Annotated in this window: 21 protein-coding genes; 7 read left to right on the top strand and 14 right to left on the bottom strand. The window is 67.0% G+C overall.

Annotated elements, in window-relative coordinates:
* The first annotated feature begins 85 nt into the window (after window positions 1-85).
* The 3 genes from zwf to pgi all read left to right on the top strand — a co-directional run bounded on the left by zwf (window position 86) and on the right by pgi (window position 3906).
* Entirely contained in the window at window positions 86-1540 is a 1455-nt protein-coding gene (gene zwf, locus QUV18_RS20300) for a glucose-6-phosphate dehydrogenase (protein WP_300895923.1), read from the top strand.
* Window positions 1537-2208 carry a 6-phosphogluconolactonase gene (pgl, locus tag QUV18_RS20295; protein WP_300895921.1) on the top strand — a complete coding sequence of 224 codons (672 nt, stop codon included), beginning with the start codon at window positions 1537-1539 and terminating at the stop codon, window positions 2206-2208. The genes zwf and pgl overlap by 4 nt, the downstream gene beginning before the upstream one ends.
* A gap of 105 nt (window positions 2209-2313) precedes the next feature.
* On the top strand, window positions 2314-3906 hold the full coding sequence (pgi, locus tag QUV18_RS20290; protein WP_300895920.1) for a glucose-6-phosphate isomerase: 1593 nt from the start codon (window positions 2314-2316) through the stop codon (window positions 3904-3906).
* A 473-nt stretch (window positions 3907-4379) separates the two neighbouring features.
* On the opposite strand, the gene QUV18_RS20285 is transcribed toward pgi, so the two are convergent.
* A complete protein-coding gene (locus QUV18_RS20285) occupies window positions 4380-4805 on the bottom strand; it encodes a cupin domain-containing protein (protein WP_300895919.1) in 426 nt (141 codons plus the stop codon).
* A 128-nt stretch (window positions 4806-4933) separates the two neighbouring features.
* Here QUV18_RS20285 and QUV18_RS20280 point away from each other — a divergent pair, with 128 nt between their 5' ends.
* Window positions 4934-5266 (top strand): DUF1992 domain-containing protein, encoded by a 333-nt coding sequence (locus QUV18_RS20280; protein WP_300895918.1) that lies wholly within the window; start codon window positions 4934-4936, stop codon window positions 5264-5266.
* A 160-nt stretch (window positions 5267-5426) separates the two neighbouring features.
* Entirely contained in the window at window positions 5427-6170 is a 744-nt protein-coding gene (locus QUV18_RS20275; protein WP_300895917.1) for a dimethylsulfonioproprionate lyase family protein, read from the top strand.
* Window positions 6171-6175: 5 nt separating this feature from the next.
* On the opposite strand, the gene eno is transcribed toward QUV18_RS20275, so the two are convergent.
* The 6 genes from eno to QUV18_RS20245 form a co-directional block, all read right to left on the bottom strand.
* On the bottom strand, window positions 6176-7453 hold the full coding sequence (gene eno / locus QUV18_RS20270; RefSeq protein WP_300895916.1) for a phosphopyruvate hydratase: 1278 nt from the start codon (window positions 7451-7453) through the stop codon (window positions 6176-6178).
* Between the two features lie 84 nt (window positions 7454-7537).
* Window positions 7538-8437, bottom strand: coding sequence for a DMT family transporter (locus tag QUV18_RS20265; RefSeq protein WP_300895915.1), 900 nt, complete (start codon window positions 8435-8437; stop codon window positions 7538-7540).
* Window positions 8438-8628: 191 nt separating this feature from the next.
* Window positions 8629-9042: a Fur family transcriptional regulator gene (locus QUV18_RS20260; RefSeq protein ID WP_057815945.1), complete on the bottom strand. Its 414-nt coding sequence runs from the start codon at window positions 9040-9042 to the stop codon at window positions 8629-8631.
* Window positions 9043-9117: 75 nt separating this feature from the next.
* A complete protein-coding gene (locus QUV18_RS20255; RefSeq protein ID WP_300895912.1) occupies window positions 9118-9957 on the bottom strand; it encodes a PhzF family phenazine biosynthesis protein in 840 nt (279 codons plus the stop codon).
* A gap of 11 nt (window positions 9958-9968) precedes the next feature.
* Window positions 9969-11216: a sodium:proton antiporter gene (locus tag QUV18_RS20250; RefSeq protein ID WP_300895910.1), complete on the bottom strand. Its 1248-nt coding sequence runs from the start codon at window positions 11214-11216 to the stop codon at window positions 9969-9971.
* A 69-nt stretch (window positions 11217-11285) separates the two neighbouring features.
* A complete protein-coding gene (locus QUV18_RS20245; RefSeq protein WP_300895909.1) occupies window positions 11286-11990 on the bottom strand; it encodes an endonuclease/exonuclease/phosphatase family protein in 705 nt (234 codons plus the stop codon).
* 40 nt (window positions 11991-12030) lie between these two features.
* Between QUV18_RS20245 and QUV18_RS20240 the strand changes: the two genes are divergently transcribed.
* The gene (locus QUV18_RS20240; protein ID WP_300895908.1) at window positions 12031-12669 is read left to right on the top strand and encodes a hypothetical protein; all 639 of its coding nucleotides are present in this window, start codon (window positions 12031-12033) and stop codon (window positions 12667-12669) included.
* 183 nt (window positions 12670-12852) lie between these two features.
* On the opposite strand, the gene QUV18_RS20235 is transcribed toward QUV18_RS20240, so the two are convergent.
* From QUV18_RS20235 to QUV18_RS20205, 7 genes are all read right to left on the bottom strand, one after another.
* On the bottom strand, window positions 12853-14271 hold the full coding sequence (locus QUV18_RS20235) for a protein adenylyltransferase SelO (protein WP_300895907.1): 1419 nt from the start codon (window positions 14269-14271) through the stop codon (window positions 12853-12855).
* A gap of 42 nt (window positions 14272-14313) precedes the next feature.
* Window positions 14314-14760, bottom strand: a complete 447-nt coding sequence (locus tag QUV18_RS20230; protein ID WP_300895906.1) for a GNAT family N-acetyltransferase — start codon at window positions 14758-14760, stop codon at window positions 14314-14316.
* Window positions 14757-15698 (bottom strand): nucleoside hydrolase, encoded by a 942-nt coding sequence (locus QUV18_RS20225; RefSeq protein WP_300895905.1) that lies wholly within the window; start codon window positions 15696-15698, stop codon window positions 14757-14759. The genes QUV18_RS20230 and QUV18_RS20225 overlap by 4 nt, the downstream gene beginning before the upstream one ends.
* A gap of 124 nt (window positions 15699-15822) precedes the next feature.
* Window positions 15823-17007 carry a VWA domain-containing protein gene (locus tag QUV18_RS20220; protein WP_300895904.1) on the bottom strand — a complete coding sequence of 395 codons (1185 nt, stop codon included), beginning with the start codon at window positions 17005-17007 and terminating at the stop codon, window positions 15823-15825.
* 10 nt (window positions 17008-17017) lie between these two features.
* Window positions 17018-17188: a hypothetical protein gene (locus QUV18_RS20215; RefSeq protein ID WP_300895903.1), complete on the bottom strand. Its 171-nt coding sequence runs from the start codon at window positions 17186-17188 to the stop codon at window positions 17018-17020.
* 7 nt (window positions 17189-17195) lie between these two features.
* A complete protein-coding gene (locus QUV18_RS20210) occupies window positions 17196-18569 on the bottom strand; it encodes a DUF2927 domain-containing protein (RefSeq protein ID WP_300896035.1) in 1374 nt (457 codons plus the stop codon).
* Window positions 18570-18880: 311 nt separating this feature from the next.
* Window positions 18881-19720, bottom strand: coding sequence for a MoxR family ATPase (locus tag QUV18_RS20205; protein ID WP_300895902.1), 840 nt, complete (start codon window positions 19718-19720; stop codon window positions 18881-18883).
* 191 nt (window positions 19721-19911) lie between these two features.
* Here QUV18_RS20205 and dksA point away from each other — a divergent pair, with 191 nt between their 5' ends.
* Window positions 19912-20334, top strand: coding sequence for an RNA polymerase-binding protein DksA (gene dksA, locus QUV18_RS20200; RefSeq protein ID WP_300895901.1), 423 nt, complete (start codon window positions 19912-19914; stop codon window positions 20332-20334).
* Window positions 20335-20402 lie beyond the last annotated feature (68 nt).

Genomic DNA, 20402 nt, shown 5'->3' with positions numbered 1-20402 from the left:
CTGGTGACGGCTTTGTGATACGGGCATAAAGTCCCGGTGAACGCCGCGCGGCAAATCGGTACTGCGGCGGGACAGGAGAGGTCTGATGGTTTCGCGAGTCATTCCGGTGGATCCCTTCGACCTGGTGATTTTCGGCGGCACGGGGGATCTCGCGCGGCGGAAGATCCTGCCGGGGCTCTTCCGGCGTTACTGTGCGGGCCAGATCGAGGGCGACGTGCGCATCATCGGTGCCGCCCGTGGCGAGATGGATACCGAGGGCTATCGGCAGTTCGCCTCGGACGCGATCGTGGCCTCGGACGAGGGGGCGGGCGCGAACCGCGGCAACCTCGAGGCGTTCCTGCAGATGCTGCATTACGTGGTGGTCGATGCCATGGGCGACGACGGCTGGGAGGAGCTTGCCGGGATCATCCGGTCGGACCGGATCAGGGCGTTCTATTTCTCGGTCGCGCCGCGGCTTTTCGGCCCGCTGGCCGAGCGGCTGCACCAGCACGGGCTGGCCGACGGGCAGACGCGGATCGTTGTGGAAAAGCCGTTCGGGCGCGACCTTGCCACGGCAAAGGACCTCAACCGCGTGCTGGCGGAGCATTTCGACGAAAGCCAGATCTACCGGATCGACCATTACCTGGGCAAGGAGACGGTGCAGAACCTGATGGCGATCCGGTTCGGCAACATGCTGTTCGAGCCGCTGTGGAACAGCCAGTACGTGGACCACATCCAGATCACCGTGGCCGAGGAGGTGGGCGTCGGCGGGCGGGGCGACTATTACGACCGCTCGGGCGCCATGCGGGACATGCTGCAGAACCACCTGATGCAGCTACTGTGCCTGATCGCGATGGAGCCACCGGCGAAGTTCAACCCCGACGCGGTGCGCGACGAGAAGCTGAAGGTGATCCGGGCGCTCGACCCGGTGCCGCCGCAGGACGTGGTGCGCGGGCAGTATGACGGCGCGGACGGGCGGCCGAGCTATCGCAACCAGGTCGGAAACCGCGACAGCACCACCGAGAGCTTCGTGGCGCTGCGCGCCCGGGTGAGCAACTGGCGCTGGGCCGGCACGCCCTTCTACCTGCGCACGGGCAAGCGGCTGAAGGAGCGGGCGAGCGAGATCGCCGTGGTTTTCAAGGATGCGCCGCATTCGATCTTCGGCGACGAGGCCGGGCGGCACCGCAACATCCTGACCATCAAGCTGCAGCCTAACGAGGGGATCGAGCTGGGCGTGACCATCAAGGAGCCGGGGCCGGGGGGCATGCGGCTGGTCGACGTGCCGCTCGACATGACCTTCGCCGAGGCGCTGGGCCCGGAGGAGGCGGATTTCCCGGACGCCTACGAGCGGCTGATCATGGACGTGATCCGCGGCAACCAAACCCTGTTCATGCGCGGCGACGAGGTCGAGGCGGCCTGGGCCTGGACCGACGGCATCATCGCCGGATGGGAGGAGCGCGGCGAGGATCCGCTGCCCTATTCCACCGGAAGTTCCGGGCCCGATGACGCGCTGATGTTGATGCACCGGGACGGGCGCCGCTGGCGGGAGATCAAGGCATGAATTTCGTGGACTACCCCGATGACGAGCTGATGGCCGTGCACCTGGCCAACAACATGGCCGGAGAGCTGACCGCGGCGCTGGAGCACAAGGACCGGGTGCTGTTCGTGGTGCCGGGCGGGACCACGCCGGGGCCGGTTTTCGACAGTCTCTGCGATGCCGATCTCGACTGGGCCCGGGTCGACGTGCTGCCCAGCGACGAGCGCTGGCTGCCGGAGGTGCATGTGCGCTCGAACAGCCGGCTCATTCGCGAACGCCTGCTGACGGGGCGGGCGGCGAAGGCGAATTTCATTCCGCTCTACCGGAAATCCGAGACGCCGGAGCCGGTACTGGAGGAGCTGGAGGACGGGATCAGCCCGGCGCTGCCGATCAACGTGTGCCTGCTGGGCATGGGGACCGACATGCACACCGCGTCGTTGTTTCCCGGGGCGGACAACCTTGAAAAGGCGCTGGACCGTTACGCGCCGGTGCTGGTGCCGATGCGGGCGCCGGACGTGCCGGAGCCGCGGGTGACGCTTTCCGCGCGGGTGCTGCGCGACGCGCTGGCGCTGCACGTGGTGATCACCGGACAGGCGAAGAAGGCGGCGCTCGACCGGGCAAGATCGCTGGAATGGGCGAAGGCGCCGGTGGCGGCGGTGCTGGAAGAGGCGACGGTGCACTGGGCGCCGTGAGCGCGGCGGGGGGGCGCTGCCCCCGACGTTGAAATCCCGTGGGATTTCAACATCTCCCCCGGAGTATTTCTGGAACGGTGAAATGTACAGGCAGGAGTTGATGGCATGTGGGAGGCCCTGAAAGCCGATACAGGCGCGCGGATATCCGAGCTTTTGTCCGAGGAGGGCCGGGCGGCGGATTTCTCGGTGCGGTTCGACGGGATGCTGTTCGACTATTCCAAGACCGCGATGAGCCGCGAGGCGCGGGCGCTGTTGCTGTCGATCCTGCGCTCGCACCATGTCGAGGACCGGCGCGACGCGATGTTCGCGGGCGAGGCGATCAACGAGACCGAGGGGCGGGCCGTCCTGCACACGGCGCTGCGCAACCTGGGCGGCGGGCCGGTCGAGGTGGACGGCCGCGACGTGATGCCGGACGTGCTGGACACGCTGGCGCGGATGGAGGTGTTCGCCGAAGAGGTGCGCGGCGGCGGGTTCCGGGGCGCGGGCGGACCGATCACCGACGTGGTCAATATCGGGATCGGCGGCTCTCACCTTGGCCCGGAGATGGCGACGCGGGCGCTGTCGCCCTATCACGACGGGCCGCGCTGTCATTTCGTGTCGAACGTGGACGGGGCGGATATCGCCGATTGCCTGGCCGGGCTCGACCCGAGGACGACGCTGGTGATCGTGGCGTCGAAGACGTTCACCACGATCGAGACGATGACCAATGCCGAAACCGCGCGGGCATGGATGGCGAAGGCGGTCGACGACCCCGCCGCGCAGTTCGCCGCCGTCTCGACCGCCGAGGACAAGACCGCCGCCTTCGGCATCGCGCCCGAGCGGGTTTTCGGCTTCGAGGATTGGGTCGGCGGGCGCTATTCCATGTGGGGGCCCATCGGGCTGCCGCTGATGCTGGCCATCGGATCGCAAGGTTTCCGCGCCTTCCTTCGGGGCGGAGAGGCGATGGACGGGCATTTCCGGGAAGCCCCGGCAGAGGAGAACATGCCCGTCATGCTGGCGCTGACGGGGTTGTGGCACAGCCATGCCTGCGGGTTCCCGACGCGCGCGGTGCTGCCCTATGACCAGCGGCTGTCGCGGCTGCCGGCGTATTTCCAGCAGCTCGAGATGGAGAGCAACGGCAAGCGGGTGACGATGGAGGGCGACGCGCTGGAGGTGCAGAGCGGCCCGGTCGTCTGGGGCGAGCCGGGCACGAACGGGCAGCATGCGTTCTACCAGCTCATTCACCAGGGCACGCAGGTTGTTCCTTGCGAGTTCATGGTGGCGGCGAAGGGCCACGAGCCGGAGCTGGCGCATCATCACCACCTGCTGGTGGCCAATTGCCTTGCGCAGTCGGAGGCGCTGATGCGGGGACGGTCGCTCGAGGCGGCGCGCGCGCTGATGGAGGAGGCCGGGTTCCAGGGCGAGGAGCTGGAGCGGCAGGCGGCGCACCGGGTGTTCCCGGGCAACCGGCCGTCGACCACGCTGATCTATGACCGGCTGACGCCGCGCCGGCTGGGCCAGATCGTGGCGCTTTACGAGCACCGGGTGTTCGTCGAGGGGGTGATCCTGGGGATCAACTCCTATGACCAGTGGGGCGTGGAGCTGGGCAAGGTGCTGGCCAAGGAAATGGCGCCGATCCTGTCGGGCGAGCGTGACGGGGCCGACAAGGATGGCTCGACCCGGCAGCTCGTGGATTTCGTGCGCGGCGCGGTGGAATGAAAGAGGCCCGGAGAGCGTTTCCGCTTTCCGGGCCGGTGCCGCGACTGGACTGCTCGTATCACCTCGTAACCGGGATCAATAGCACAACTCGTAACCGCGATCCGGCGGCGTGTGTCCGGGATGCACGCTGGCACCCCGGACCAGAACCGACGCCGATCTTGCCCGAAGGCGAAGAAAACGCTCACACTCATACGCAGCGCCGGTCCTGTCTGTCGGGGCAAAGGGCGGGCCCCGACAAACTCGGCCTTGGGCGCGGTGGGGAAATGCTGCGGGCAACGCCGTGATGCAGCACCGTGGGTGTACGGGAGTCGGGAAAAGACCCCACGGCATCCACGCCGTCTGGCTGAGTTCAGTGAAAAACCACGTGCGTGGTCTGGAAAAGTTTCAGCCAGCGTCTACTTTTTCTGATGTTTTTAACGAATATCCGTCAAGGCATTGATCGGGTTGCGAAAAAAACTTTTGCACACGCGGCGTCAGGCGGTGTCGGGAATGTCGAACCCGTCGTCTGCAAGGGTAAATCCCTCGAACCGGAAGCCCGGTGACACGGTGCAGCCGACCAGCGTGTAGGCCCCGGTGCATTCGGCGCGCTGCCAGTGATGGGGCGGGATGATCACCTGCGGCCGTTGCGCGGCGGTGAGGTCGGGGCCGAGCAGGTGGCGTTCGGCCGGTCCGGAATCGGTGGCGGAAAGCCGCAGGAGGAGCGGGTCGCCCGCGTAGAAATGCCAGATCTCGGTGGCGTCGACCCGGTGCCAGCGGTTCACCTCGCCGCCCTTGAGCAGGAAATAGATGCAGGTGCCGGTGGCGCGGCCGTCGTTGTCGGCCACCCATGTCTCGCGGTAGTGGCCGCCTTCGGGGTGGGGCTGAAGGTCGAGCTGGCGGATGATGTCGTCTGCTGTCATGGGCGCAGGGTATCGGCTGCGGCGGAGGTGGGAAAGGGGAAAGCGGGATACCGTGCCGAGAGGCCATTGCCGGAATACAACGCCGCCGCGTGCTTCAGTGGCAGACCGTTCCGCGGTAAAATGATGGCATGTCATGGCTTGCACGAATCATCGAGCGGCAGATCCTCAAGGCGCGCGCCGAGGGCCGTCTTCAGGGGCTGGATGGCGAGGGAGAACCGCTGCCCGATCGCAGCGGCGAGGCGTATCTCGATGCTGGGGAGGCCGCGGCCTTTCGGATGATGGCAGAGGCCGGGGTCGTTCCGGAGGAAATCACGCTGAAGAAACGGATCGCCGCGCACAAGGCGCGAATGAACGACATCACCGACCCCGAGGCCCGACAGGTGGCGATGGCGGAACTGGCGCAGCTGACGATGCGCCAGTCGATTGCCGAGGAGGCGCGGCGAAAGTTCCTGAAAGGTTAGTTTCGCCGTTTCCTTCGGCGCGAAAGGGCGTTATCCGCCCAAGCCGCGGGCATTGGCGGTGCAGGGGGGGCTGTCGGGGCGCTCCGAGGCCGGTCGCCCCCTTTGCAACCCTGGTCCCGCGGGCTTAGTTGGGAATGGCATGGGGACGAAGGGCGTAGGCATGGCGACCGATCAGCAGGATGAACCGAAGGCAGGGACACCGCCGGGCGAGGGTGCGACCACCGGGCCGCGGCTAAAGGATTGCCCGGACTGGTATTACCTGATCCGCGAGTTCGAAGTGCTGTACCGGCAGGGCTCTGCCGGGGGGAGCCGGTCGATCCGCAGCCACCGCAAGCGGGTGCGCGAGGCGGTGTCTGCGGTGCTGGAGGCGAACCCGGAAATGGCGGTGCGGGCACCGGAGGCGAAACCCGTCACCGCGCACCTGGGCCGGGCGCTCGATATCGGCGAACGCGGGGCGATGCAGGGGCTGGCAAGGGCGTTGTCGCGGGTCTCGGGCCAGCTGACATGGGAATATGGCTACGAGAAGGTTTCGCCCGCGCTGGCGCGCAAATACGCCTATTGCGAGGTGATGGGGCCGAACGGGCCGGTGCGGACCGGCCGGCTGATCATCGGGTTCGTGCTGTTCGCGCCGAACACGACCTATCCGCAGCACAGCCATCACGAGATCGAGGAAAGCTATGTCTCGATCGCGGGGGCGTGGTCGGAGAACGACGCGGCGGTCTATGCGCCGGGCTCGCTGATCCTGAACCGGGCGGGGGACGAGCACCGGATCACCACCGGAGAGCAGGAACCCTGCCTGCTGGCCTATGCGTGGAGCGGGCCGGAGGCGCGGTTGAAACTGCCGGAGATGAAGCTGACGCCGCCGCGCCAGCAAAAGGCGCGGCGGGAAGGGCGGAGCGGCTAGGCGCCTCAGCCGCGAAGGATCGAGCGGCCGGCGTATTCGGCGCTGTCGCCCAGGGCTTCCTCGATCCGGATGAGCTGGTTGTACTTGGCCAGCCGGTCGGAGCGCGCCAGCGAGCCGGTCTTGATCTGCCCGCAATTGGTGGCGACGGCGAGGTCGGCGATGGTGGCGTCCTCGGTCTCGCCCGAGCGGTGGGACATGACGTTGGTCATGCGCGCGCGGTGGGCCATGTCGACGGCTTTCAGGGTCTCGGTCAGGGTGCCGATCTGGTTGACCTTGACCAGCATGGAGTTGGCCGCGCCCTTCTCGATGCCCTGGGCCAGGCGCACGGGGTTGGTGACGAAGAGGTCGTCGCCCACGAGCTGGACCTTGTCGCCGATCATGTCGGTCAGGGCTTTCCAGCCGTCCCAGTCATCCTCGCTCATGCCGTCCTCGATCGAGATGATCGGGTAGTCGCCGACGAGCGCCTTGAGGTAGTCGGCGTTTTCCTCGGAGGTGAGCGAGAGGCCTTCGCCCTTGAGCTCGTACTTGCCGTCCTTGAAATACTCGGTCGCGGCACAGTCGAGGGCGAGGTAGATGTCCTCGCCCGGCTTGTAGCCGGCCTTCTCGATGGATTTCAGGATGAAGTCGAGCGCCTCGCGGGTCGAGGAGAGGTTGGGGGCGAAGCCGCCCTCGTCGCCGATGCCGGTGGAAAGGCCGGCGGCGGAGAGTTCCTTCTTCAGCGTGTGGAACACCTCGGCGCCCATGCGCACGGCCTCGCGGATGTCGCTGGCGGCGACCGGCATGATCATGAATTCCTGGATGTCGATCGGGTTGTCGGCATGTTCCCCGCCGTTGATGATGTTCATCATCGGCACCGGCAGGACGCGGGCGGAGGTGCCGCCGACATAGCGGAAGAGCGGCTGGGTGGTGAAATCGGCGGCCGCCTTGGCGACGGCGAGCGAGACGCCGAGGATGGCGTTGGCGCCGAGCCGGGCCTTGTTGGGGGTGCCGTCAAGCTCGATCATCGCGGCGTCGACCGAGACCTGTTCGGTGGCGTCGAAGCCGAGCAGCAGGTCGGCGATCTCGCCGTTGACCGAAGCCGCGGCCTCGAGCACGCCCTTGCCGAGGTAGCGGCCCTTGTCGCCGTCGCGCTTTTCGACGGCCTCGTGCGCGCCGGTCGAGGCGCCCGAGGGCACCGCCGCGCGGCCCATGGTGCCGTCTTCGAGGACGACGTCGACCTCGATCGTGGGGTTGCCCCGGCTGTCGAGAATCTCGCGGGCGTGAATGTCGATGATGGTGCTCATGTCTTTGTCCCTCGGAAGGCTGAAATGGTTGGCTGTCCCATACCAAGTTTTGCGTCGAATGCAACCAGGCGTTGTTAGCGCTAACTACATGTTGGGGTTTCCCGCCAGGTCCCGGCGCTGGCGGCGGGCGAGGCGCTGTTCGCGCAGGAAGGTATAGAGGCCGGTGCAGATGATCAGGGCGGCGCCCGCCAATGTCATGGTGTCGGGGTGTTCGCCGAAGACGGTGACGCCGACGAAGAGCGAGAAGAGCAGGCGAGTGTATCGGAAGGGTGTAACGGCTGCGGCCTCGCCAAGGCGCATGGCCTGCACGATGCCGTAATAGGAGAGCGCGCCGACGACGACCGCCCCGAGCATCATGGCGCCGTGGGCGGCGGACATGGCCGTCGGCCCGTCGCCGGAGAGGGCCAGCAACAGGAAGCCCGCGGGGATCGCGACGCCAAAGCCCTGGAAGGAGATCACGAAGGAGGAGACGTTGGCGTCGATGCGGCGTGTGATCAGGTCACGCGCGGCGATGGCGCAGACCGAGATGAGGACGATCAGCGCGGCCGGCTCGAATCCGGCGACGCCGGGGCGGATGATCATCAGCACGCCCACGAAACCAAGGCCGATGGCGCTCCACCTCCGCCAGCCGACGTCTTCGCCGAGGAAGAGCGCGGCGCCCATGGTGATGACGAGCGGCGTGGCCTGGAAGACGGCCGCGACGACCGAGATATCGACCAGCGAGAGCGACGTGACGAAGGCCATCGAGGCCGTCGCCTCGGCCAGGGCACGCCAGAGGAACATGGGCCGCCACGCCGCGCGGGCGAAGATATCGTGACCCCGGGCGCGGGCGACGAGGGCGAAGATCACGGTGCTGGCGAGCCCGAGGATTATCAGGATCTGGCCTACGGGAATGTCCTGCGACATCCGCTTGATCAGCGTGTCCTCGATGGTGAAGCCGGCCATGGCGGCGATCACGAGCAGGATGCCGTGGACGTTCTGCATGGGGTGCCTTTCCCTCGCTGCGGCGGGATGCCGCACGAAACCGCCTATAGTGACCATTGGCGTCAGCAGCAACACCGGGCGTGAGGGCCGGGCGTTGGCGCGTCGGAAGGGGTTGTTCGGAGGATGTGATCGGGGTTGGACGGTGGGTTGGAACCCACCCTACGGCGCGCGAATGTGAAGGGCCAGACGGCTCAGGACTTCTTGAGCGGCACGCCGTACAGTTCGAGCTTGTGGCCCTTGAGCTTGTAACCGAGCTTGTTGGCGATCCTTTCCTGAAGCGCCTCGATCTCGGCATCGACGAACTCGATGACCTCGCCGGATTGCAGGTCGATCAGGTGGTCGTGGTGGTCGCGCTCGGCGTCTTCATAGCGGGCGCGGCCGTCGCCGAATTCGACCTTTTCGAGAATACCGGCTTCCTCGAACAGCTTCACGGTCCGGTAGACCGTGGCGATGGAGATGTTCGGATCGCGGCCCGAGGCGCGGGCGTAGAGCTCTTCCACATCGGGGTGATCGTCGGAGTCTTCCAGCACGCCGGCAATTGTGCGGCGCTGGCCGGTCATCCGCAGGCCCTTGGCCTCGCAACGCTCGGTGATGGTCTCGGTCATCGGCTCGATCTTTTGCGACTCGTGGGCCCGTTGGATAGCCGGTTCGCGGCGTGTTGGCCAGATTTTATCGGCGGGTCAGAGGAGGCGGCCTTCCATGACTTTCACGGCCGCGCCCGACACGGTGACGCGGGTGCGGTCGGTTTGCAGGGCGATGCGGCTGGGTCGGCCCATATCCTCCCCCTGGTGGACGATAAGGGAGAGGTCTTTTCCCAGGGCCTTGGCGAGGAGAGCCGCAAGGGTGGCGCAGGCGCTGCCGGTGGCCGGGTCCTCGGGGATGTTGTCGAGCGGGGCGAACATGCGGGCATGCACGGTGTCGCCCTCGCGGACATACGCGAATTGCGCGAAATCGAGCCCGCCGGGATGGGTTTTGGCGCCTTCGCGGAAAGCCGCGATATCGGTCTGGCAGGCGGAGAGGGCGGCGCGGCTGGCAAGCTGGGTGATGGTGAATGGCAGGCCGAGGGTGGCCATGGTGGGCGGATGGGTTTCGGCGGCGATATCAGAGGGTTGCAGGCCGAGGGCGCGGGCGACGAGGGCGGGGTCGGGCGTGGCCAGCACCTCCAGCGTCGCCTCGGTGGTGAAGGCGGCGGTGCCGTTTTCGACCCTACAGGACAGGGGGCCGACGCCCAGTTCCAGCATCATCTCCGGCCCGTGGCCCGCATCGGAGAGCGCGATGGCGGTGCCGATCACCGGGTGGCCGGCGAAGGGGATCTCCATCGTGGGCGTGAAGATGCGGACGCGGGCGGTGTGGGCCGGGTCTTCGGGCGGATAGACGAGGGTGACCTCGGAAAAGTTGAACTCGGCCGCGATGGCCTGCAGGTCGGTCTCGGGCAGGTCGGTGGCGTCGGGAAAGACGGCCAGTTGATTGCCGCCGAAGCGGGTGTCGGTGAAGACGTCGTAGACGACATAGGCGGTCATGGGCGGCCTCCTCAGACCAGGTCGGGCTCGCGGCCGACGCGGTTGGCCAGTTTGCTGACGGTCAGCCCCTGCACGATGATCGAGAAGATCACGACGATATAGGTGGCCGTCAGGATCAGGGGTTTCCATTCATTGTCGGGCAGCGAGAGCGCCAGCGCGACCGAGATGCCGCCTTTGAGCCCGCCCCATGTCATGATCGGCACGACGCCGGGGGAGAAGGTGCGGAAGGGGCGCAGGATGAGCACGGGCACCGCCACGGCGGCCAGCCGGCCCAGCAGCGCAAGACCGATGGAGAGGACGCCGGCGAGCAGGAAATCGACCTCGAAGGCCACGGCGAAGACCTCGAACCCGATCATCAGGAAGAGGACGGCGTTGAGGATCTCGTCGACCAGTTTCCAGAAGGCGTCGACATAGTCGCGGGTTTCCTCGCTCATGCCGTGCTTGGCGCCGACTTCGCCGATCAGGAGACCGGCGCAGACCGCCATGATGGGGGCCGAGACGTGGAGGAAGACGGCCAGTTCGTAGCCGCCGAAGGCGAGGCCGAGGGTGAGCAGGACCTCGAGCGAATAGTCGTCGATCAGGCGCATCACGCGGAAGGTGAGCCAGCCGAGGACAAGGCCGAGGACGGCGCCGCCGAGGGCTTCCTGCACGAAGAGAAGGGCGGCGCCCTGAAGCCCGCTGGCGTGGTGGTCGTCGCCGGGAAAGGCGAGGCCCACCAGCACGAGGAAGACCACGTAGCCCACCCCGTCATTGAAGAGGGATTCGCCGGCGATCTTTGTTTCCAGGGACTTGCGCAGGTTCGCCTCGCGCAGGACGCCCAGGACGGCGACCGGGTCGGTGGGCGAGATCAGCGCGCCGAACACCAGCGCGACGATCAGCGGCATGCCGGTCAGCCAATGAAAGCCGGTGCCGATGACGATGGTCGAGAGCGCCACGCCCATGGTGGCCATGAGGAAGACCGCCCGCCATTCCGCGCGCAGGTCTGCCAGCTTGACGTGAAGGGCGCCGGCAAAGAGCAGGAGGCCCAGCATGCCTTCGAGCAGGGCGTCGGAAAAGTCGATCGAGGTGATCAGGTCGCGGGCGGTTTCGGCGATGATGAGCTGGGGCCAGATCACGTCGGTCAGCAGCACGCCGAAGGAGGCCAGCAGCGCCACGACAAGGATGCCGATGGCCGAAGGGAGCTTTAAAAACAGGTAGTTGATGGCCCCGAAGACGCCGGCCAGCACGATGAGAAGCGAGGTGATCTGGAGAATGGTCATGAAAAGCGTCCATCAATGTCGGGTCGGCGGGCCAGCGCCTATCACGGTGCCCCGGGGCGCGCCAGATGTCTAGCGCGGCGCGCGTTCGAGGTCGGCCCAGACCGGCAGGTGATCGGAGGCGATGTGGGCGGGCTTGGCGGCGTAGGTGCCGGTGGCCCGGGCGACGAGCGCGTCGCAGGTGGCGATGCGGTCGAGCCGGGCCACGGGGCGGGGGGCCGGGTAGCTGGGGGGCGTAGGGGCGAAGCGCTTGTCATCGACGGCGGCGGCGAGGGCCGCGGCGCTGCCCCATTCGTTGAAATCGCCGGCCAGGACCGTGGGCATCGGCGGCAGGCGGCGGAGCCGGCGCTGGATCGCGGCCAGTTGCAGGAGACGGTAGCGGCGGACCAGCCCGAGATGCACGCCGATGACCCGCAGGGGGCCGATCGGGGTGTCGATCTCGGCCATGATGGCGCCGCGCGGCTCGAGCCCCGGAAGCTCTAAATGCCATGTATCGCAAAGGGTTACGCCGGGACGGGCGAGCATGGTGTTGCCGTGCCACCCGAGCGAGCCGCCGGGGGCGCCGAAGGGCAGGATGCGCCAGCCATCCTGCTCGGCCATGTCGTGGGGCAGGGCGGCGGGCCGGGGGGGCAGACGCTTGTCGGCCTCTTGCAGAACAACGAGATCGGCCTCGAGCGCGGCGATGACCGACAGGCTGCGATCGGGGCGGCGACGCATGTCGAGGCCCACGCATTTCTGCAGGTTGTAGGTTGCAATCCGGAAGCTTTGACCATTCATATCCTTCAGATAGTACTTCTGAAAGAAAGAGACATCACCGGTGTTCGCAGATCAGACATGGCTGGCACGGGCAATCTGGCTGGCGCTGGCCGGTGTGGTGCTGTTCGCGCTGGTGGAGGGGCGGCTGGAGCTGGCCTTCGTGGCGCTGGGGACGCTGGCCCTGTCCTATGCGCCGGTGGTGGTGGCGAAGTGGACGGATGTGCACGTGCCGCCCAGCTTCATCGCGGCGCTGGTGATCTTCGTGGGTGCCACGCTGTTTCTTGGCGAAGTCTATGATTTCTATGAACGTTTCTGGTGGTGGGACATGGTGATGCACGGCGCGTCGGCCGTGGGGTTCGGGCTGATCGGCTTCGTGCTGGTCTTCATGATGTTCCAGGGCGACCGCTATGCCGCGCCGCCGATCGCGGTGGCGTTCTTTGCCTTCTGTTTTGCCATAACCATCGGGACAACCTGGGAAATCTTCGAGTTCTTCATGGACCAGGCGTTCGGGTTCAACATGCAGAAATCGGGGCTGATGGACACGATGGGCGACCTGATCGTCGACGCGGTGGGGGCGTTCATCGGGGCGGCGACGGGGTTCGGATACCTCAAGGGGCAGGCGCGGGGCGGGCTGGCGGTGCTGATCGACGAGTTCGTGCGGAGCAACCCGAGGTATTTCCGGCGGCTGCGCCGGAAGTAGGCGGGGCCCTGTCGGCAGGGATTCGGCGCGACTCAGGTTAACGGCCATATTTTGCAGGGAAACCGGTGTCGGTATCGCGTCGGTATCACGTCGGTATCACGTCGGTATTCCGGGCGGTAAGCGCATGTGTTGATGTGGCGTTCGGTGGGGTGTGGCGCGAGATGTTGGGGCGCGCGCAACGGGTCAGGTGCCGCAGAACGTCTGGTGGACGACCTCCGACGGCCCCGGCGGGCGGGTGAGGTCGGCGGCGTCGGGCTGGTCGTCGAACGGGTTGGCCAGCACGCCGAGCAGGCGCTCGAACGGGGCGAAATCGCCCTGGATTGCGGCCTGGATCATCTGTTCGACGCGGTGGTTGCGGGGGATGAAAGCCGGGTTGGCGGAAAGCATCCGGGCCTCTGCGCCCTTCTCGGCCTCGAGCCGTTTCTGCCAGAGGGGTTCCCACTCGTCGAAGGCTTTCGGATCGAGGAACTGGTCGCGGGCCTTCCCCGTGGCCAGCGCGCGGAAGGTGTTGGTGAAATCGGCGCGGTTCTCGGCCATCGCACGGAGGAGGCCGGTGATCAGCTCCTCGTCGCCCGCGTCCTCGGTGGCCAGACCCAGCTTGGCGCGGAACCGGGCCAGCCATGCGGCCTGTATCTGGTCGGGCATGGCGTGAACGGCCTTGGTGAAGACGTCTATCGCCTCGTCCTGATCGGGCATGAGCGGCACGAGGGCGGTGGCCAGTTGTGCCATGTTCCAGACGATGACGTTGGGCTGGTTCGAATAGGCGTAGCGGCCATGCGCGTCGATCGAGGAATAGACGGTGTCGGGGTGGTAGGTGTCCATGAAGGCGCAGGGGCCATAGTCGATGGTCTCGCCCGAGAGGGTGGTGTTGTCGGTGTTCATGACGCCGTGGATGAAGCCCACGGACATCCAGTGCGCGATGAGCGACGCCTGCCGGGCGATGGCGGCGTTCAGCAGGTCGGTGGGGGTCTCGACGCCGGGGTAGTGGCGCTCGACCGTGTGCTCGAAGAGGGCCTGCAGCCCCTCGGTGTCGCGGCGGGCGGCGAAGAACTGGAAGGTGCCCACGCGGATATGGCTGGCGGCGACGCGGGTCAGCACGGCGCCGGGCATGCCGCCGTTCTCGCGATAGACGCGTTCGCCGGTGGCCACGGCGGCCAGCGCACGGGTGGTGGGGACGCCGAGGGCGTGCATCGCCTCGGACACGACGTATTCGCGCAGGACGGGGCCCATCCAGTTGCGGCCGTCGCCCATGCGGGAATAGGGGGTGGGGCCGGAGCCCTTGAGCTGGATGTCGTAGCGTTTGCCGTTCGCCACCGTCTCGCCCAGCAGGTTGGCGCGGCCGTCGCCCAGCTGGGGCGAGAAGCCGCCGAACTGGTGCCCGGCATAGGCCTGCGCCAGCGGGTCGGCGCCCTCGGGCGGCGTGTTGCCGGAGAAGGCGAGCGCGATCTCCTGATCCGTGCCGGGGGTGATGCCCAGCTCGGCCGCCAGCGCGTGGTTGAAGCGGATGAGCTGCGGCGTCTTCACCGGCATGGGGTTCAGCCGGCTGTAGAAGCGCGCGGGCAGGCGGGCGTAGGAGTTGTCGAACGGAATCGTCAGGGTCATGGACGAAAGATAAGTGTTCCGCCGCGAATGGCTAGGGGGCGGTTACAGCTCGCGGGTCATCATGCCGTAGCCCTCGCGGGCGCGGAAGCCGAGTTTCTCGTAGAGCTTGCGGGCGCGGGGGTTCTCGTTGCCCACTTCGAGGTGAATGGCCTTCATGCCGGCCTTGGCGAGCGCCTTGGGGAGCGTGTGGAGCACTTCGGTGCCGATGCCGCGGCCGCGCACGGCGGGGCGGACGTAGATCTCGTCGACGAAGCCGTCCATGCCGCCGAACTCGATCGACCAGCCGAAGCAGACGACGACATAGCCGATCGGCGCGCGGGCGGGGCCCATCAGGTAAATAACGCCGTGGGGCGAGCCTTCGAGGAGTGGCAGGATGGCGGCGCGGCGGGTGTCTTCGGATTGGTCGATGCCTTCCTCGCCGTGGTAATCGGCGACGAGGCGCATGATCCGGTCGAGGTCGTCTGTCTTGGCGATGGTGAGAGCGGTCACAGCCGGGCCAGCCTTTCCGTCAGCAGGTCGAAGAAGCCATCGGCGTCGAGGTCGCCGATGAAGAGCGCGTTGGGGGGGCGGCGGGTGACGCGCCACCAGTCGGCGACGGTCATGCCCATGGTGAGCGGCGAGGTGGTTTCGATCTCGACATTGATGTGGCGGCCGGTGAAGAGGTCGGGGTTCAGCAGGTAGGCCACGGTGCAGGGGTCGTGCAGGGGGGCGCCGGCGGAGCCGTATTTCTCCTTGTCGAAGCGTTCGAAGAAATCGGTCATCTCGGCCACGGCGACGCCGACCGGCGTGCCGAGGGCGCGGAAGGCGTCGTTGCGGCGCTTGGTGACGAGCGCCTTGTGGGTGACGTCGAGCGGCATGACGGTGATGGGCGCGCCGGCGCGGAAGACGATATGGGCGGCGTCGGGGTCGACGTAGATGTTGAACTCGGCCGCCGGAGTGATGTTGCCGACCTCGAAATAGGCGCCGCCCATGAGGACGATTTCCTGAACCTTTTCAACGATGTCCGGGGCGGCCTTGAAGGCGGCGGCGATGTTGGTGAGCGGGCCGATGGGCACGAGGGTGACGCTGCCCGCGGGTTCGCCGCGCAGGGTGTCGACGAGGAAGTCGACGGCGTGGGTGTCGGCCAGCGGCATGGCGGGCTCGGGCAGGTCGGGGCCGTCGAGGCCGGTCTTGCCGTGGACATGCTCGGCGGTGACGAGGTCGCGGCCGAGGGGGCGGTCGCAGCCGGCGAAGACGGGAATATCGGTGCGCCCGGCCAGTTCGCAGATCATGCGGGCGTTGCGCGCGGTGAGCTCGAGCGGCACGTTGCCGGCGACGCAGGTGAGGCCCAGCAGCTCGATCTCGTCCGGGCTGGCCAGTGCCAGAAGGATGGCGACGGCGTCGTCCTGCCCCGGGTCGGTGTCGATGATGATCTTGCGCGCGGTCATGGGGTGGCTGTCTCACGGTCGGGGCGATTTGTCTACTGGGAGATGCAGACTGGGCGCACTCCCGCCCTTCTTCTGGCCGGAAATATCCCGGGGGTCTGGGGGCAGCGCCCCCAGCGGTCGCCATTCAGCGCCCCAGTTCCTTCATGCCCTGTTCGATCCCCGCAAGGGTCATCGGGACCATGCGGTCTTCGAAGATCTCGCGGATCATCTGGATGGACTGGGTGTGGGGCCAGTATTTTTCGGGCACGGGGTTGATCCAGAGGTGCTGGGGCCAGTGTTCCCGGGCGCGCTGGAGCCAGACCTGCCCGGCCTCGGCGTTCCAGTGCTCGTTGGCGCCGCCGGGGTAGGCGATCTCGTAGGGCGACATGGAGGCGTCGCCCACGAAGATGCATTTGTAGTCGGCGCCGTAGGTGCGCAGGATCTCGTCGGTGGGGGTTTGCGCATCCCAGCGGCGGCGGTTGTCGCGCCAGACGCCTTCGTAGAGGCAGTTGTGGAAGTAGTAGTATTCGAGGTGCTTGAACTCGGTCCTTGCGGCGGAGAAGAGTTCCTCGACCACCTTGATATGGGGGTCCATGCTGCCGCCGACGTCGAGGAAGAGCAGGACCTTGACGGCGTTGTGGCGTTCGGGGCGCATCTTGACGTCGAGATAGCCGTGCTCGGCGGTGGCGCGGATGGTGCCGTTGAGGTCAAGCTCGTCCGCCGCGCCCTCGCGGGCCCAGTTGCGCAGGCGTTTCAGGGCGACCTTGATGTTGCGGGTGCCGATCTCGACGGAATCGTCGAAATTGCGGAATTCGCGCTTGTCCCAGACCTTGACCGCGCGCTGGTGGCGGCTTTCCTTCTGGCCGATGCGCACGCCCTCGGGGTTGTAGCCATAGGCGCCGAAGGGGGAGGTGCCGGCGGTGCCGATCCACTTGTTGCCGCCCTGGTGGCGGCCTTCCTGTTCCTTGAGGCGCTCTTTCAGGGTTTCCATCAGCTTGTCGAAGCCGCCAAGCGCCTCGATCTCAGCCTTTTCCTCGGCGCTGAGGTGTTTCTCGGCCATCTTTTCCAGCCATTCCTGCGGCAGGTCGACGGCGTCGAGCACTTGCTCGGCGCTGATCTGTTCGAGGCCTTCGAAGCTGGCGGCGAAGGCCTGGTCGAAGCGGTCGATCAGGCGCTCGTCCTTCACCATGGCGGCGCGGGCGAGGTAGTAGAAGCCCTCGATGTCGTAGGTGACGAGGTTCGCCGACATCGCTTCGAGGAAGGTCAGGTATTCGCGCAGCGACACCGGCAGGCCGGATTTGCGCAGGTTCTCGAAGAAGGGAAGGAACATTGCCGCCCCCTCAGCCCGACGCCCGGACGAGGAAGATGGTGACGAAGAGGCCGGCGAGCGCGAAGAGGATGGCGAAGACCGCCGCGTATTGCAGCATGTCGGTCTTCGAGCCCTTGCGGCGGCGTGCGACGAGGGCGCCGAGGAGCGCCCCGATGACGAGGCCTATCAAGGCAAGGAGCATGGTCAGGTTACCCGTTCGTTTCCGTCCGCGGGCTGAGCGCGGAGATTTCGCTCATCTTGGCGCGCACCGCCCAGTCTGCCCCGAACCCGTACCGTGCCCAGCCGATACTGTCCAGACGCACGGCGCGGGCCTCGTCGGTGCGGCCGGCGAGGTCGAGCGCCTCGGCCTGGAGCATCATCAGGGTGGCGAGCAGCGCCGCGTTCTCGTGCCGCTCGGCGATGCCCATGTGGGGGGCGATGAGGCGCAGCGCCTCGGCGCTGCGGCCCTGGCTGATGGCGTAGGCCGCAAGCTGCGAGGCCGAGTAGGCGCGGTGCAGGTCGGTGCCCGGCGTGGCGCGGTAGATCGCCTCGGCGGCCTGGAACTGGGCGAGGGCGAAATCGGGCTCGGACATCTGGGTCAGGCGGCCGAGGGCGAAATGGCTGAAGGCGAGGCGATGGTCGTTCCAGCCCTGCGCACGGGCGATCGACAGGGCCTCGAGCGCCGCGCGGTGGCGCTGGTTGGAGGTGGCGCCGGGGCCGAGCGCCGTCTGGATGGCGCGGACCCACGGGCGCGGCGTGGGCCCGAGCGCGCGGGGCGCGATGCCGTCGCCGCGCGGGTTGAGACGGGTGAGGATGGCGGGCAGGCGCGAGGCGACCTGCTGGCGGGTCATGCCCGATTGCAGTTCCGGCGCGTAGTAGGCGCGCAGGATCAGCATGTCGAAGCCGGTCAGCACCGCGTGCACGTTGTCGTCGTTGAACACGCTGTCGGGCAGGCGGTAAAGGTCGTTCAAGGGGCCGAGGGCCTGGGCCAGTTCCTCGTGCAGGCAGTCGCGCACCTCCTGCGGGGAGCTGTCGCCGGGCACGAAGATGGCGATGCGGTCGCGTTCGACAAGGTCGCTCCAGTTGGTCTGGCGGGAATGGCGGGCGCTGCGGTATTCCTGCAGGCTGGAGACGTTAGGCACGACGAAACAGGCGGCTTTCGGCAGGAATTGCCGGATGTCGGCGCGGCTGACGGCCTCGATCGTGATGCTGGCATGGCCGCCGCGGCCGGGCACGCGGCCGATGTCGATGCCGGCCTCGGTGCGCAGGCGGCTGACCAGGCGGTTGAGGTCGGGCATGAGGCTGGGCGGGGGCTTGCCCGCCACCCGGATCGAGATCGGCCCCTCGAAGCGCGAGAAACGGTCGAGCTGGCGACCGGATTCGAGCTGGAAGCTGAGTTCGAGGAAGTCGCGGTAGATGTCGCGGTTCGACCGGGCCGGCGGCTCGGGATGGGCGACGGAGAAGGCCTTCATCGGCGGCAGGTTCGACGCCTCGGGCGTGGCGGCGCGGGAGGGGACGTCCTCCTGCGGGGCGGCGGTGCAGGCGCCGATTGCCAGGCAGAGGGGCAGCAGGGCGCGGCGCAGCAGGGCGCCAGGCGCGGCGGGACCGGGGCGATTCGCGCAAGGGCGGCCGGGCCGGGCGGTCAAACGGCGAAACAATCCTTTGAAAAGCGCGATATTGTTTCCATCTGCCCCGGTGCGCACTGTTGCGGCAAGGCCCGGTCGCCCTGCCGCTTTCGGGCGGCGGTTGCGGTGCGAACTGGGGGTGTCGACTGGCACGGGCTCGGGGGCTTTCTGTCAGGTGTCCCGCAAGGGGGAGGGTCTCTGCCCGGCCAAGCCTACACGCTTTGCCGGGCCGGGGAAGGGCTTTCCTGCCGCCGGGGCGGATGGCCGGTTCAGCGTTGCCGTCGCGCCATGAAGGCGAGCCGTTCGAAGAGGTGCACGTCCTGCTCGTTCTTCAGCAGCGCGCCGTGCAGCTTGGGCAGGGCGTCGGCCCCGTCGCGGCGCAGGTCTTCTGCCGTCAGGTCCTCGGCCAGGATCAGCTTGAGCCAGTCCAGCACCTCGGAGGTCGAGGGTTTCTTCTTGAGCCCGCCCTGGTCGCGGATCTCGTAGAACTGGGTGAGGGCGGTGGTCAGGAGCTGTTCCTTGATGCCGGGGTGATGCACCTCGACGATCTGCTTCATCGTCTCGACATCGGGGAAGCGGATGTAGTGGAAGAAGCAGCGGCGCAGGAAGGCGTCGGGCAGCTCTTTCTCGTTGTTCGACGTGATGATGACGATGGGCCGGTGTTTCGCACGGATCGTCTCGCCGGTCTCGTAGACGTGGAACTCCATCTTGTCGAGTTCCTGCAGGAGGTCGTTCGGAAACTCGATATCGGCCTTGTCGATCTCGTCGATCAGGAGGACCAGCTTGCTGTCGGCCTCGAAGGCCTGCCAGAGCTTGCCCTTGCGGATGTAATTCTTAACGTCGTGCACCCGTTCGTCGCCCAGCTGGCTGTCGCGCAGGCGGCTGACGGCGTCGTATTCGTAGAGCCCCTGCTGGGCCTTGGTGGTCGACTTGATGTTCCATTCGAGCATCTCGACCCCCAGCGCCTGGGCCACCTGGCGGGCCAGCTCGGTTTTCCCGGTGCCGGGTTCGCCCTTGACCAGCAGCGGACGCTCGAGCGTGACGGCGGCGTTCACCGCGACGGTCAGGTCCTCGGTGGCGACGTAGGATTCGGTGCCCTCGAACTTCATGAAATGTCTATCCTTTTTGCATCTTTCCCCGGACGGTCGCGTTGCACCGTACTGCGGCGCAGAAAACACCGCAATGGCGCGTATTTGTGTAGTGACATTCCCGGGGCGGAAGTGTAAGTGCGAGGCCACGGGCTTGCCAAATGTCTGAGGAGAATACCATGCCAGACACTGGCTTTGATGAGGGAGTTGAAATGAAAGCCGAGGTCTTTCTTCCCGAGGACTACAGTCCCGCCGAAGATGAACCGTTCATGAACGAACGCCAGCTTGAGTATTTCCGCCGCAAGCTGATTCACTGGAGATCCGACCTGCTCGAGGACAGCCGCGACACGATCGAGGGGCTGCAGGACAGCACCCGCGCCATCCCCGACGTGGCCGACCGCGCCAGCGAGGAAACCGACCGGGCGCTGGAACTGCGCACCCGCGACCGGCAGCGCAAGCTGGTGGCCAAGATCGATTCCGCGCTGCGGCGGATCGATGACGGCGAGTACGGCTATTGCGAGGTGACCGGCGAGCCGATCAGCCTGAAGCGGCTGGATGCGCGCCCGATCGCGACCATGAGCCTCGAGGCGCAGGAACGCCACGAGCGGCGCGAGAAGGTTCACCGCGACGACTGACGCGGGCGTGGCCTGAGACAGATCAAGGCGCCGGGGTGAAAGCTCCGGCGTTTTTCGTCAGGGGGCGG

This window comes from Roseovarius sp. (assembly GCF_030373445.1).
GTDB lineage: Bacteria > Pseudomonadota > Alphaproteobacteria > Rhodobacterales > Rhodobacteraceae > Roseovarius.
This window is presented reverse-complemented; position numbering and strand designations above follow the sequence as displayed.

Coding starts and splice junctions, on each gene's coding strand:
- QUV18_RS20265 (WP_300895915.1), bottom strand. CDS start 8,437: ATGCAGAACGTCCACGGCATCCTGCTCGTGATCGCCGCCATGGCCGGC.
- QUV18_RS20275 (WP_300895917.1), top strand. CDS start 5,427: ATGGCGACCGATCAGCAGGATGAACCGAAGGCAGGGACACCGCCGGGC.
- pgi (WP_300895920.1), top strand. CDS start 2,314: ATGTGGGAGGCCCTGAAAGCCGATACAGGCGCGCGGATATCCGAGCTT.
- zwf (WP_300895923.1), top strand. CDS start 86: ATGGTTTCGCGAGTCATTCCGGTGGATCCCTTCGACCTGGTGATTTTC.
- dksA (WP_300895901.1), top strand. CDS start 19,912: ATGAAAGCCGAGGTCTTTCTTCCCGAGGACTACAGTCCCGCCGAAGAT.
- pgl (WP_300895921.1), top strand. CDS start 1,537: ATGAATTTCGTGGACTACCCCGATGACGAGCTGATGGCCGTGCACCTG.
- QUV18_RS20260 (WP_057815945.1), bottom strand. CDS start 9,042: ATGACCGAGACCATCACCGAGCGTTGCGAGGCCAAGGGCCTGCGGATG.
- QUV18_RS20250 (WP_300895910.1), bottom strand. CDS start 11,216: ATGACCATTCTCCAGATCACCTCGCTTCTCATCGTGCTGGCCGGCGTC.
- QUV18_RS20215 (WP_300895903.1), bottom strand. CDS start 17,188: ATGCTCCTTGCCTTGATAGGCCTCGTCATCGGGGCGCTCCTCGGCGCC.
- QUV18_RS20255 (WP_300895912.1), bottom strand. CDS start 9,957: ATGACCGCCTATGTCGTCTACGACGTCTTCACCGACACCCGCTTCGGC.
- QUV18_RS20285 (WP_300895919.1), bottom strand. CDS start 4,805: ATGACAGCAGACGACATCATCCGCCAGCTCGACCTTCAGCCCCACCCC.
- QUV18_RS20235 (WP_300895907.1), bottom strand. CDS start 14,271: ATGACCCTGACGATTCCGTTCGACAACTCCTACGCCCGCCTGCCCGCG.
- QUV18_RS20225 (WP_300895905.1), bottom strand. CDS start 15,698: ATGACCGCGCGCAAGATCATCATCGACACCGACCCGGGGCAGGACGAC.
- QUV18_RS20245 (WP_300895909.1), bottom strand. CDS start 11,990: ATGAATGGTCAAAGCTTCCGGATTGCAACCTACAACCTGCAGAAATGC.
- QUV18_RS20280 (WP_300895918.1), top strand. CDS start 4,934: ATGTCATGGCTTGCACGAATCATCGAGCGGCAGATCCTCAAGGCGCGC.
- QUV18_RS20205 (WP_300895902.1), bottom strand. CDS start 19,720: ATGAAGTTCGAGGGCACCGAATCCTACGTCGCCACCGAGGACCTGACC.
- QUV18_RS20220 (WP_300895904.1), bottom strand. CDS start 17,007: ATGTTCCTTCCCTTCTTCGAGAACCTGCGCAAATCCGGCCTGCCGGTG.
- eno (WP_300895916.1), bottom strand. CDS start 7,453: ATGAGCACCATCATCGACATTCACGCCCGCGAGATTCTCGACAGCCGG.